Raw genomic sequence first — 11,858 nt, 5'->3', positions numbered from 1 at the left:
AGTTGTTCGCGGGCGCGGGCTTTCCGGCCGAGCTGATGACGGGCGCGTGGGACGCCTCGCAGGGGCGCCTCGCTGACATTCATCTCGCTGACATCATCGTGGCGCTGGTCGACGAGTTCGGCCGGATCGATGTGCGTCCGTGGGCGGACGGCGCGCATGTGCAGGCTGCGCGCGAACGCTTCGCGCAGTGGCTGTCCAATCCCGCCCTCGGTCAGCGCGTCGCCGATGCGTTCCTGGCCGAGCAGGGGGAGGCGGAGTTGCGGCTCCTCGGCCTCGCGCTCGATCGCCTGGAACTGATGGGGACGTTCGCGTAGCGGCTTCTAGAGCGCTTTTTCGTTCTGATTGAATCAGAACGGGCACTCTAAGATATTGAGTGTCGCATTTCCTCGCGGCGAACCGGTATCCACGTCGCCGGGAAATGCTCTATCTGTCGTATGCCTGGCGCGTTCCGGGTCGCCAGGCGCAAACCTTCGCCTCGCGATTCACCCAGCATGCGCCCTGTCTCGCCAGCGTGCCGAGCGGGGAGTGCGCGTGGCTGCCTCCCGCATCTCCGTTCCAATAGCCGTTCGCCGAACCCGCGTCGGTGTCGATCTGCACCATTGCAAAGTACCGGCGGGTGAGGATCGTGAAGCTGCCGCCGCCCTCGAGCCGGATGTCGCACACACCGTCGATATAGACGTGTCCGTTCACTTCCAGCAGGCACTCGCCGCCGGCGGCAAAGGCTTGGCCGGTCGCCATCAGCAGGGCGACGGCGGCGGCGCGGAAGGTGCTTGGCATCGTGGCCTCGATCGTCGGTCGTAAAACGCGTTGCGCCTCTCTCAACCTCCAAGGGATGGCCGAGAAAGGCGCAACGATCAAGCCGGTAAAAAGAACGCGTTACACGCTGTAGTACATCTCGAACTCGACCGGATGCGGCGTCATTTCGAAGCGCGCGACTTCCGTCATCTTCAGCTCGATATAGGCGTCGATGAAGTCGTCATCGAACACCTCGCCGGCCTTCAGGAAGCCGCGGTCCTTGTCGAGGGACTGCAATGCCTCGCGCAGCGAGCCGCACACCGTCGGGATCTTCTTGAGCTCCTTCGGCGGCAGGTCGTAAAGGTCCTTGTCCATCGCGGGACCCGGATCGATCTTGTTCTTGATGCCGTCGAGGCCGGCCATCAGCATCGCGGCGAAGCCGAGATAGGGATTGGCGAGCGGATCGGGGAACCGCACCTCGACACGCTTGGCCTTCGGCGAAGCGGTGTAGGGGATGCGGCAGGAGGCCGAGCGGTTGCGCGCGGAGTAGGCGAGCAGCACGGGGGCTTCATAGCCCGGGACCAGGCGCTTGTAGGAGTTGGTCGTCGGGTTGGTGAAGGCGTTGATCGCCTTGGCGTGCTTGATGATGCCGCCGATGTAGTGGAGACAGGTCTCCGAGAGGTCGGCGTATTTGTTGCCGGCGAACACCGGCTTGCCGTCCTTCCAGATCGACTGGTGCACGTGCATGCCCGAGCCGTTGTCGCCATAGACCGGCTTCGGCATGAAGGTGGCGGTCTTGCCGTAGATGTGCGCGACCTGGTGGATGCAGTACTTGTAGATCTGCATGTGGTCGGCCATCAGCGTCAGCGTGTCGAACTTCATGCCAAGCTCGTGCTGGGCGGAAGCGACTTCGTGGTGGTGCTTCTCGACCTTGACGCCCATCTTGGCCATGGCGCCGAGCATCTCCGAACGCATGTCCTGCACCGAGTCCTGCGGCGGGACGGGGAAGTAGCCGCCCTTGGTGCGGATGCGGTGACCGAGATTGCCACCCTCATATTCGGTGTCGGAGTTGGTCGGCAGCTCAGAGGAGTCGACGCGGAAACCGGTGTTGTAGGGACCGGAGGAGAAGCGCACGTCGTCGAACACGAAGAACTCGGCTTCGGGGCCGACGAACACGGTGTCGCCCACGCCCATCGACTTCACCATCGCCTCGGCCTTCTTGGCGATGCCGCGGGGATCGCGGTTGTAGGGCTCGCCGGTGGTCGGCTCGAGCACGTCGCAGGTGATGACCATGGTGGTCTCGGCGAAGAACGGATCGATCGTCGCGGTCACCGGGTCGGGCATCAGGCACATGTCGGACTCGTTGATCGCCTTCCAGCCGGCAATCGAGGAGCCGTCGAACATCGTGCCTTCAGCGAAAATGTCATCGTCGATCATGCTGACGTCGAAGGTGACGTGCTGCCACTTGCCGCGCGGATCGGTGAAGCGCAGGTCGACGTATTTGACGTCGTTGTCCTTGATCGATTTGAGGACGTCTTTGGCGGTCTTCATGCATACCCCTTTTGGCTCTGCGGGTCGGTTTCCAGATGAGCAAATTCATTCTCGCTTTTGGCGAGTTTGCGCGCGACCGCACAAACGAAATCAGGCCGCCGAAGCAGCCTTATTTCATGTCAAGTGTCGCAAAATGCGGGATAGCACCCGGCTCAGATAGCGTCCAGCCCGGATTCGCCGGTTCGGATGCGGATCGCCTCTTCGATGTTGGAGACGAAGATCTTGCCGTCGCCGATGCGGCCCGTCTGCGCGGCGCGCCGGATCGCATCGATCGCGCGCTCCACCAGGTCGTCGCCGATGACGATCTCGATCTTCACCTTGGGCAGGAAGTCGACGATGTATTCTGCGCCGCGGTAGAGTTCGGCATGACCCTTCTGCCGGCCGAAGCCCTTGGCCTCGGTCACGGTGATGCCTTGAAGGCCGACTTCCTGAAGCGCTTCCTTCACCTCGTCCAGCTTGAATGGCTTGATGATGGCTTCGATTTTCTTCACTGCGCGTCTCCCGGCCTTTTCGATCAAATAGCAACGTCTTCGTCAGGATGCGCTTTTCTCACGCACGAATTTGTCTTCGCTATGCCGGAATGCCTGACCAGCCCGGCGGCGGCCGGCCACACCCAGATAAATGCCAGTGAGCACGACGAACCGAAGCGGCTTCCTCGAAAGCAGGGTCTATGCCAAGTTGCAAATGCCCTGATTATTGGAGCGTTATCAGCCTTTTAACGAGCATCTCTGATAGGTGGAGCCGATCTGCACAAAATAGCGAAGACTGAGAAATAGGCAAACAGTTCAATATATGTGCAGATCGATGTTCCCCGCGTCGCATTGACACCGAAGATGCCTGCTGAAGAGGCGTTTGTACCAGAGAAGTGGCATGGAAGTTCTGATCAACGCTGAAATGCAGCGAGCCGACCAGCTCAGCATCGCGGCCGGCACGCCCGGCTTCAAGCTGATGCTGAGCGCCGGCCAGGCGGTCGCGGAAGCTGCGAACGCGCTGGTGGAGGAGGGCGCGATCCTGGTCGTGGCCGGGCCGGGCAACAATGGCGGCGACGGTTTTGTCGCGGCCGCCGAACTCGCCGCGCAGGGCCGCGAGGTCTCGGTGATCCTGATGTGCGAGCGCGATCAGCTCCAGGGCGATGCTGCTTCCGCTGCGCGGGGCTGGAAGCATCCGGTGCTCCCGTTCAATCCGCAGGCGATCGGACGCCCGGCGCTCATCATCGACGCGCTGTTCGGCGCGGGTCTCAGCCGCCCCGTCGATGGCGAGGCGCGCGAGATGATCGAAGCGATCAATGCCAACGGCGCGCCAGTGCTGTCCGTCGATCTGCCGAGCGGCATCAACGGCACCAGCGCGGCCGTGATGGGCGTCGCGGTGAATGCGACCGAGACCGTCACCTTCTTCCGCAAGAAGCCGGCGCATCTTCTCCTGCCGGGCCGCATCCATTGCGGCCATGTGCGCGTCGCCGATATCGGCATCGACGCGCAGGTGCTGGCGGAGATTGCGCCGCGGACTTTCGAGAACGATCCGGATTTCTGGGGCGCGGCGTTTCCGGTGCCGCGCATCGACGGCCACAAATATGCGCGTGGCCATGTGCTGGCGGTGTCCGGTGATGCGGCCGCGACGGGAGCCGCACGGCTTGCGGCGCGCGGCGCGCTGCGTGCCGGTGCGGGCCTCGTGACGCTGGCGAGCCCGCGCGATGCGCTCGCGATCAATGCGGCGGCGCTCACCGCGGTGATGGTTCGTCCCGTCGATACCGCGATCGAGTTCGCCGAGCTTCTCGGCGACAAGCGGTACAACACCTGCATGATCGGTCCCGGGGCGGGCGTCGGCGCGCGGACCTGCGATCTCGTCCACAGCGCCCTGTCTGCACAGCGCCATCTCGTGCTCGATGCCGATGCGCTGACGAGCTTTGCCGCAAATCCCGAGCGCCTGTTCGAATCGATCAAGTCGTCGCGCGATGCGGCCGTGGTGCTGACACCGCATGAGGGCGAGTTTCCGCGCCTGTTCTCCGACCTCAGCAACAAATCTCCCGGACGCTCGAAACTCGAGCGCGTGCGCGCCGCCGCCGAGCGCGCCGGCGCCGTGGTGTTGCTCAAGGGCCCGGATACCACCGTTGCCGCGCCCGACGGTCGCGCCACCATCGCCGCCAACGCGCCGCCCTGGCTCGCTACCGCAGGCGCCGGCGATGTCCTTGCCGGGATCATCGCAGGCCTGCTGGCGCAGGGCGTGCCGGCATTCGAGGCCGCCTCCATCGGTGTCTGGATGCATGGCGAGGCGGGGAGCGAAGCAGGGCCCGGCCTGATTGCGGAGGATCTCACCGAAACGCTGCCGGCCGTGCACCGGCGGATCTACGATGCGCTGGGAGTGCAGTACTAGTGCTCCGGCAACTCGCGCTCAGCGATATGGGCGCGGCGGCGCAGGTCCATCGGATCGCGTTTGACCAGGCGATGCCGTGGCTCGCCGGTTTGCATACGCCGGACGAGGATCGCTGGTTCTATCGCCAGCGGCTCTTCGCCACATGCCGCATATGGGGCTCCTTCGACGGCGACGCGCTGCGGGGACTTGTCGCTTTCCGCGACGGCTGGGTCGAGCAGCTCTATGTGCTTCCGGCGGCCCAGGGCCGCGGCGTCGGCACCGCACTCCTCGATGTCGCCAAACATGCGTGCGGGCGGCTGGAGCTCTGGACGTTCCAGCGCAATACGCGGGCGCGACGCTTCTACGAAGCGAGCGGCTTCACGCTGGTCGAGCAAACCGACGGGGCGCGGAACGAGGAACGCGAGCCGGACGCGCGGTATCTCTGGATGCGCACGGGCGGATAAGTCACTCCACCGCGTACCAGCGCACCAGCCGCTGGGCGGCCCAGTCGGCGACGACGGATTCGACCAGCCATCGTCCGGGAGAGGTCGCGGCGAACGCGATGCGCTGGGTCTGGCCGGGCTCGACCGCGAGCGTGTCGAGCCAGTATGGCTTCCAGCCGTCGTCGAGCCGATCGAGCAGCCGGAAATGGTGCCCATGCAGGTGGAAGATGGCCGTGAGCGGCGCGGGGTTCCTGAGGGCCAGCACCACGGTGCGGCCGGACCTCGCCCGGAACGCCGGGGCGGAGGCAGTGGAGAAGTTGGCGGTCGGCGTCCAGGCGCCCTCGGGCGCGCCGAGCGCGACATCGAACCGCAGGCTGCCTTTCAGGTCGAGCTGTTCGGGCAGGTCATTCGAGGGAAGGGGCTGAGGCGGCGCCAGCGGCGCACGCCGCTCCAGCGTGCCGGAGACCGTCAGGTTTCCGACGCGGCGTGCCTCCTTGCCGTCGTGCAGCAGGAAGGGGGCCGATGTGGCCGCCTCCACGAATGCGTCGGCGCGCGCGCCGGGGGCCAGCACCAGCGCGCCGTTTCGCGCCGGGAACGGCTCGGCCGGTTGTCCATCCAGGGCCATCACCTGGACGCCGTGGTTCTCCAGTTTGATCGCCAGAACAGTGCGTTGGGACCCGTTGATGAACCGCAATCGCAGTCGCTCGCCCGCGGCGGCCCTGAGCTCGAACGAAGTTTGCCCGTTGAGGGTATAGAGCGACGTGGTGTCCTTCGGGTCGCGGCCGGGAGGAAGCGCGGTTCCGTCCGGCCGCAGACGCCATTCCTCGATCAGCAGGACCTCGTCACGATCGACGGCGACCTGTTTGGTCTCCTCGGAGATGATCGGAAGGGGACGCGCGGGCAGCTTCAGGCCGTCCTCGAAGAGACGGAAGTCCGCCAGCAAGGTTCCCGCGTTTGGTATTGAAATAATTGATGTTTCGGCTGCATTCGAGGCGGTCGGCGCGCGTCCCCGGAGCGGATCGCCCGTGGCCCCGCCATCGAGGCCGTACCAGGCCGGCGCGAGCGGCGCGGGCAGGTCGTTGCGGAACACAACCTCGCAGCGGTCGCCGCGCCTGAGACGGACGGTGCCGGGACGGCTTACGGCCGCCAGCTCCCAGATTGGTGTAGCCGGTTGACCCGGCCTGAGAGCCAGGGTCGCGGTCCTTGCCTGGAGGGCGAGCTGGGCCGTGACGGCCGGTCCCGCACCGCCGACCACGAGCCCGGCCGCGGAGGCTCCGAGGCCGGCCAGAATCTCACGTCGGCTGGGGGCGAAAATCCGTGTCGTCATGGCCTCGATGCGGACCATGCCGCGCTGGATAAGTCCAGCCGCCATGCCTACTTGAGGAGGGCGTCGACACGGCCATTTTTTTGCTGCGAACAGTCGGGCGCATGCTATAAGCCCGGCCGCCCGCGGCATCGCGGCCGGTCTTGATGCAAATTCACGCGGGCGTGGCGGAACTGGTAGACGCGCTGGATTTAGGTTCCAGTGACGAAAGTTGTGGGGGTTCGAGTCCCTCCGCCCGCACCAAGCGCTTTCAGCGTTTGCACGGATTACCGATGGGCCTCACTCCTCGCGGGTAATTTGCCGCATGGAGTCGGGTCCGATGAACCACCGGCGCTGGGGCGTTTGCCTCGCGCAGGATCGATTAATGACAGCGTCCCGACGCATGCGCGCCTGGACCGAACGAGAAGAAGATTGGACGCCATGCAGGTCACAGAGACCCTCTCGGAAGGATTGAAGCACGAGTTCAAGATCAGCGTTCCGGCGTCTGATCTCGACGCCAAGGCTGGTGCCAAGCTCGTCGACCTCAAGGACAAGGTCCGCATCAACGGCTTCCGCCCCGGCAAGGTGCCGGTCGCCCATCTGAAGAAGGTCTATGGCCGTTCGGTGATGGCTGAGACCATCGACCAGACCATCCGCGACACCAATACGCAGCTCTTCTCCGAGCGCGGCTTCCGTCTCGCCACCGAGCCGAAGATCACCATGCCGACCGAGCAGGCCGAGGTCGAGGAGCTGCTCAACGGCAAGTCCGATCTGACCTACACGGTCGCGATCGAGGTGGTGCCGGCGATCGCGCTCGCCGACTTCAAGAGCTTCCAGGTTGAGAAGCCCGTCGCCGACGTCTCCGACACCGACGTCGACGAGGCGATCAAGCGCATTGCCGATTCCAACCGCGGCTATGCTGCGAAGGGCGAGGGCGCGAAGGCCGAGTCGGGCGATCGCGTCACCATCAACTTCAAGGGCAGCATCAACGGCGAAGCCTTCGAGGGCGGCGCCGGCGAGGGCATCCAGGTCGTGATCGGCTCCAACACGTTCATCCCGGGCTTCGAGGAGCAGCTCACCGGCATCGGCGCCAACGAGACGCGCACGCTGAAGGTCTCGTTCCCCAAGAACTACATGAACGACAAGCTCGCCGGGCAGCCGGCCGAATTCGAGACCACCGCGACGCTGATCGAGTCGCCGCAGGACGTCACGATCGACGACGAATTCGCCAAGACGCTCGGCCTCGAATCGCTGGACAAGCTGAAGGAAGCCGCGCGCGAGCGGCTGTCCGCCGAATATGCGACCGCGACGCGCCAGCGCGTCAAGCGTGCGCTGCTCGATCGGCTCGACGAGGCGCATCGATTCGACGCACCGCCCTCGCTCGTCGACGAGGAGTTCACTCTGATGTGGAACTCGGTCAAGGCCGAGATGGACTCCGCCGGCAAGACCTTTGCCGACGAGAACACCACTGAAGACGCCGCGAAGGACGAGTACCGCAAGATCGCCGACCGCCGCGTGCGGCTCGGTCTCGTGCTCTCCGAGATCGGCGAGAAGAACAAGATCACCGTGACCGACGACGAGGTGGGTCGCGCCGTGATCGAGCGCGCGCGCCAGATGCCCGGCCGCGAGAAGGAAGTCTGGGACTTTTATCGCAACAACGCCAACGCGCTGGCCCAGCTTCGTGCACCGATCTATGAGGACAAGGTCGTCGACTTCATCCTCGAGCTTGCCAACGTGACCGAAAAGAAGGTCTCGCGCGAGGATCTCTACAAGGACGACGAGGCGGAAAAGACCGCAGCCTGAAGGCTTTGAGAAAGCCTTCCATTAAGGAAGATCGGCAAACGGGCCCGGCTAGCCATCTGGCTGGCTGGGCCTCTTTGTGCGAATCAGCTTCAACTGCCTCGCGGATTAAGCCTTAATGCGCTCCGCACTTGTCAGGCGCGAATTGGGCTATATCTGTCGGTACACCCTGTACCCAAATCGTCTACCCACAAGTCCTGCATCATGGGACGTCCATCGGCCTTCCGGCAGATCCAGCCAAAACTGGCAGCCAAGACTGGCGATGTCCGCCTCCGAAAACCTAGGTGACTCATGCGCGATCCGGTTGAAACCTACATGAACCTCGTGCCCATGGTGGTCGAGCAGACCAACCGTGGCGAGCGCGCCTACGACATTTTCTCGCGCCTGCTGAAAGAGCGGATCATCTTCGTGACCGGTCCGGTCGAAGACGGCATGTCGACGCTGATCGTCGCGCAGTTGCTGTTCCTTGAAGCGGAAAATCCGAAGAAGGAAATCTCGATGTACATCAACTCGCCGGGTGGCGTGGTGACGTCGGGCCTCGCGATCTACGACACCATGCAGTTCATCCGCCCGCCGGTCTCAACGCTGTGCACGGGCCAGGCCGCGTCGATGGGTTCGCTGCTGCTCTGCGCCGGCGAGAAGGACATGCGCTTCTCGCTGCCGAACGCTCGCATCATGGTTCACCAGCCCTCGGGCGGCTTCCAGGGGCAGGCCACCGACATCATGCTGCACGCCCAGGAAATCCTGAACCTGAAGAAGCGGCTCAACGAGATCTACGTGAAGCACACAGGCCAGACCTACAAGACGATCGAGGATGCGCTTGAGCGCGACAAGTTCCTGACCGCGAACGACGCCAAGGAATTCGGTCTGGTCGACAGGGTCATCGACAAGCGCGCAGAGGAACCGGCGGTGGCGAAAGCCCCGTAGCATTACCGGGATTGCAACGGCGATCTCGGAGATTGTAGGGGATCGTCAGGGGCGTGTTCACGTTAAGGACGCGAGCGCGCGCCGCAAAACCTGGTTTTGCGCGGCGCGGCAAGCTGAAAGTTCCGCTTTCGTGCTTGTTTTTCGTGGCAATCACGCAACGCAGCCCTGATTTTGAACGTTTCTCCCGTGCCAAGACCAGAAATCACGGTATTGTCACGGGTAGCCTGCGCCCCCCGATTAGCGAATTCTTGATAGTCGGGTGACAGCATGGTTGGCTACGCTTGATCCGTTATGATCGCGGGAGAATCGAGTGACCGTGATTCGCACGGGATGCAGCGCGTAGGGTCTTTTTTGGTACGGAATTTGCTCTATTTGATCCTTAAGCCGGTCGATGTGCCGGGATGGGGCGATCGAGCGGACGGGATCGAACCGCGGACGGAGACATGAATGAGTAAGGTCGGCACGAGCGACTCCAAGAACACGCTATATTGCTCGTTCTGCGGCAAGAGCCAGCACGAAGTCCGCAAACTGATCGCGGGTCCCACGGTCTTCATCTGCGACGAGTGCGTCGAGCTCTGCATGGACATCATCCGCGAGGAGAACAAGTCCTCGCTGGTCAAGTCGCGCGACGGCATTCCGACGCCGAAGGAAATCTGCAAGGTGCTGGACGATTACGTGATCGGCCAGAGCCACGCGAAGAAGGTCCTGTCGGTCGCGGTGCACAACCACTACAAGCGCCTCAATCACCAGACCAAGCACAACGACGTCGAACTCGCGAAGTCGAACATCCTGCTGATCGGTCCGACCGGTTCGGGCAAGACGCTGCTCGCGCAGACGCTCGCCCGCATCCTGGACGTGCCCTTCACGATGGCCGACGCCACGACGCTGACCGAAGCCGGTTATGTCGGTGAGGACGTCGAGAACATCATCCTGAAGCTGCTCCAGGCCGCCGACTACAATGTCGAGCGCGCCCAGCGCGGCATCGTCTACATCGACGAAATCGACAAGATCAGCCGCAAGTCCGACAATCCCTCGATCACGCGCGACGTGTCGGGTGAGGGCGTGCAGCAGGCGCTGCTGAAGATCATGGAAGGCACGGTGGCCTCGGTCCCGCCGCAGGGCGGCCGCAAGCATCCCCAGCAGGAGTTCCTGCAGGTGGACACCACCAACATCCTCTTCATCTGCGGCGGCGCGTTCGCCGGCCTCGAGAAGATCATCTCGGCGCGCGGCCGGTCCACCTCGATCGGCTTCGCTGCCCAGGTGCTGGCGCCGGAAGACCGCCGCACCGGTGAGATCTTCCGTCACGTCGAGCCCGAGGATCTCCTCAAGTACGGCCTCATCCCCGAGTTCGTCGGCCGTCTGCCGGTCGTCGCGACGCTCGAGGACCTCGACGAGGCCTCGCTGAAGAAGATCCTCACGGAGCCGAAGAACGCACTGGTGAAACAGTACCAGCGGCTGTTCGAGATGGAGAACATCGAGCTGACCTTCGCCGACGAGGCGCTTGGCGCGGTCGCCCGCAAGGCGATCGAGCGCAAGACCGGCGCGCGTGGCCTGCGTTCGATCCTCGAGGCGATCCTGCTCGAGACCATGTTCGACCTGCCGGGCCTGGAAGGTGTGGAAGAAGTCGTGATTTCCCGCGAAGTCGTGGAAGGAACGGCTCGTCCGCTCTACATTTATGCCGATCGGTCCGATCGCGCCGTCGAGAACGCCAGCGCCTGATCTGCGGCGCTGGAAAGCTCCATATCGTCATCGCCGGTAGAGGCTGCGGAAGAATATTCCGCAGCCTGCGTTGCGTCGCTTGTCTGCGTGCGTAAGCGTCTGATGACGCGTGTTTTTCAATGACTTGACACCCCCCCGGTCGATAGCCACCTAATGTCGGCGGCGAGCTGGAATTCCCTTCAAGATTCGCCGCAGTTCCGTTCCGGCAGGCCCGGTCCAACTCGAAAAGGACCGACCGGTCTTGCGGATCACCTCGGCACCTTGTGGCGGTTGCGCATGAGCATGGCGGGCTGCGTGCAAGGGGGCAAAGCAAAAGGAAAAGGCCATGACTAATCCCAAACCCCGGCCAACCATCGTCCATGGTGAGACGCACGCCTATCCCGTGCTGCCGCTGCGCGACATCGTCGTCTTCCCGCACATGATCGTCCCGCTCTTCGTCGGCCGCGAGAAGTCGATCCGCGCGCTCGAAGAGGTGATGAAGAACGATGCGCTGATCATGCTCGCGACGCAGAAGAACGCGTCCGACGATGATCCGGCGCCCGACGCCATTTACGAGACCGGGACGCTCGCCAGCGTGCTCCAGCTCTTGAAGCTTCCCGACGGCACCGTGAAGGTGCTGGTCGAAGGGCTCGAGCGTGCGCGCGTGGAGAAATACACCGACCGCGCCGACTATTACGAAGCGACAGCCATCGCGCTCGCCGACACCGATGCGGAATCGGTCGAGGCCGAGGCGTTGTCGCGCTCGGTCGTGTCCGACTTCGAGAGCTACGTGAAGCTCAACAAGAAGATCTCGGCCGAGGTCGTCGGCGTCGTGCAGGCGATCACCGACTTCGCCAAGCTCGCCGATACGGTCGCTTCCCATCTCGCCGTGAAGATCGCCGATCGCCAGGGCATCCTGGAGACGCTGTCGGTCACGCAGCGCCTCGAGAAGGTGCTGGGTTTGATGGAGAGCGAGATCTCGGTGCTGCAGGTCGAAAAGCGCATCCGCTCGCGCGTCAAGCGCCAGATGGAGAAGACCCAGCGCGAGTACT

At 63.8% G+C, this 11,858-nt stretch carries 11 protein-coding genes and 1 tRNA gene; 8 read left to right on the top strand and 4 right to left on the bottom strand.

The features are described from left to right. Positions 1-314, top strand: a 314-nt coding sequence (locus tag QM712_RS35295) for a hypothetical protein (RefSeq protein ID WP_415027771.1), incomplete at its 5' end; no start/stop codon positions are given. Positions 315-423: 109 nt separating this feature from the next. Here the strand turns inward: QM712_RS35295 and QM712_RS35290 are convergent. The 3 genes from QM712_RS35290 to QM712_RS35280 form a co-directional block, all read right to left on the bottom strand. After that, positions 424-777 (bottom strand): hypothetical protein, encoded by a 354-nt coding sequence (locus QM712_RS35290; protein ID WP_415027770.1) that lies wholly within the window; start codon positions 775-777, stop codon positions 424-426. Positions 778-876: 99 nt separating this feature from the next. Continuing rightward, entirely contained in the window at positions 877-2,286 is a 1,410-nt protein-coding gene (gene glnA, locus QM712_RS35285) for a type I glutamate--ammonia ligase (RefSeq protein ID WP_415027769.1), read from the bottom strand. Between the two features lie 152 nt (positions 2,287-2,438). Then, positions 2,439-2,777 (bottom strand): P-II family nitrogen regulator, encoded by a 339-nt coding sequence (locus tag QM712_RS35280; RefSeq protein WP_007603495.1) that lies wholly within the window; start codon positions 2,775-2,777, stop codon positions 2,439-2,441. Positions 2,778-3,156: 379 nt separating this feature from the next. Between QM712_RS35280 and QM712_RS35275 the strand changes: the two genes are divergently transcribed. Together QM712_RS35275 and QM712_RS35270 are read left to right on the top strand one after the other, a co-directional pair. Further along, positions 3,157-4,656 carry an NAD(P)H-hydrate dehydratase gene (locus QM712_RS35275; protein ID WP_415027768.1) on the top strand — a complete coding sequence of 500 codons (1,500 nt, stop codon included), beginning with the start codon at positions 3,157-3,159 and terminating at the stop codon, positions 4,654-4,656. After that, positions 4,656-5,099: a GNAT family N-acetyltransferase gene (locus QM712_RS35270; protein ID WP_415027767.1), complete on the top strand. Its 444-nt coding sequence runs from the start codon at positions 4,656-4,658 to the stop codon at positions 5,097-5,099. Before QM712_RS35275 ends, QM712_RS35270 begins: the two co-directional genes overlap by 1 nt. Position 5,100: 1 nt before the next feature. Here the strand turns inward: QM712_RS35270 and QM712_RS35265 are convergent, their stop codons facing one another. Then, positions 5,101-6,405, bottom strand: coding sequence for a multicopper oxidase family protein (locus QM712_RS35265; protein WP_415027772.1), 1,305 nt, complete (start codon positions 6,403-6,405; stop codon positions 5,101-5,103). Positions 6,406-6,560: 155 nt separating this feature from the next. Between QM712_RS35265 and QM712_RS35260 the strand changes: the two genes are divergently transcribed. The 5 genes from QM712_RS35260 to QM712_RS35240 all read left to right on the top strand — a co-directional run. Then, a tRNA-Leu gene (locus QM712_RS35260) sits at positions 6,561-6,645 on the top strand. A 177-nt stretch (positions 6,646-6,822) separates the two neighbouring features. Continuing rightward, positions 6,823-8,184 (top strand): trigger factor, encoded by a 1,362-nt coding sequence (gene tig, locus QM712_RS35255; protein WP_415027766.1) that lies wholly within the window; start codon positions 6,823-6,825, stop codon positions 8,182-8,184. Positions 8,185-8,472: 288 nt separating this feature from the next. Next, a complete protein-coding gene (locus tag QM712_RS35250; RefSeq protein ID WP_415027765.1) occupies positions 8,473-9,108 on the top strand; it encodes an ATP-dependent Clp protease proteolytic subunit in 636 nt (211 codons plus the stop codon). Between the two features lie 447 nt (positions 9,109-9,555). Then, a complete protein-coding gene (clpX, locus tag QM712_RS35245) occupies positions 9,556-10,827 on the top strand; it encodes an ATP-dependent Clp protease ATP-binding subunit ClpX (RefSeq protein WP_415027764.1) in 1,272 nt (423 codons plus the stop codon). 325 nt (positions 10,828-11,152) lie between these two features. Further along, the coding region (locus tag QM712_RS35240) for an LON peptidase substrate-binding domain-containing protein (protein WP_415027763.1) at positions 11,153-11,858 on the top strand (706 nt) is incomplete at its 3' end.

Source organism: Bradyrhizobium sp., from assembly GCF_047605465.1.
Lineage (GTDB): Bacteria > Pseudomonadota > Alphaproteobacteria > Rhizobiales > Xanthobacteraceae > Bradyrhizobium.
This window is presented reverse-complemented; position numbering and strand designations above follow the sequence as displayed.

Coding starts and splice junctions, on each gene's coding strand:
- QM712_RS35275 (WP_415027768.1), top strand. CDS start 3,157: ATGGAAGTTCTGATCAACGCTGAAATGCAGCGAGCCGACCAGCTCAGC.
- QM712_RS35265 (WP_415027772.1), bottom strand. CDS start 6,405: ATGACGACACGGATTTTCGCCCCCAGCCGACGTGAGATTCTGGCCGGC.
- QM712_RS35250 (WP_415027765.1), top strand. CDS start 8,473: ATGCGCGATCCGGTTGAAACCTACATGAACCTCGTGCCCATGGTGGTC.
- tig (WP_415027766.1), top strand. CDS start 6,823: ATGCAGGTCACAGAGACCCTCTCGGAAGGATTGAAGCACGAGTTCAAG.
- glnA (WP_415027769.1), bottom strand. CDS start 2,286: ATGAAGACCGCCAAAGACGTCCTCAAATCGATCAAGGACAACGACGTC.
- clpX (WP_415027764.1), top strand. CDS start 9,556: ATGAGTAAGGTCGGCACGAGCGACTCCAAGAACACGCTATATTGCTCG.
- QM712_RS35290 (WP_415027770.1), bottom strand. CDS start 777: ATGCCAAGCACCTTCCGCGCCGCCGCCGTCGCCCTGCTGATGGCGACC.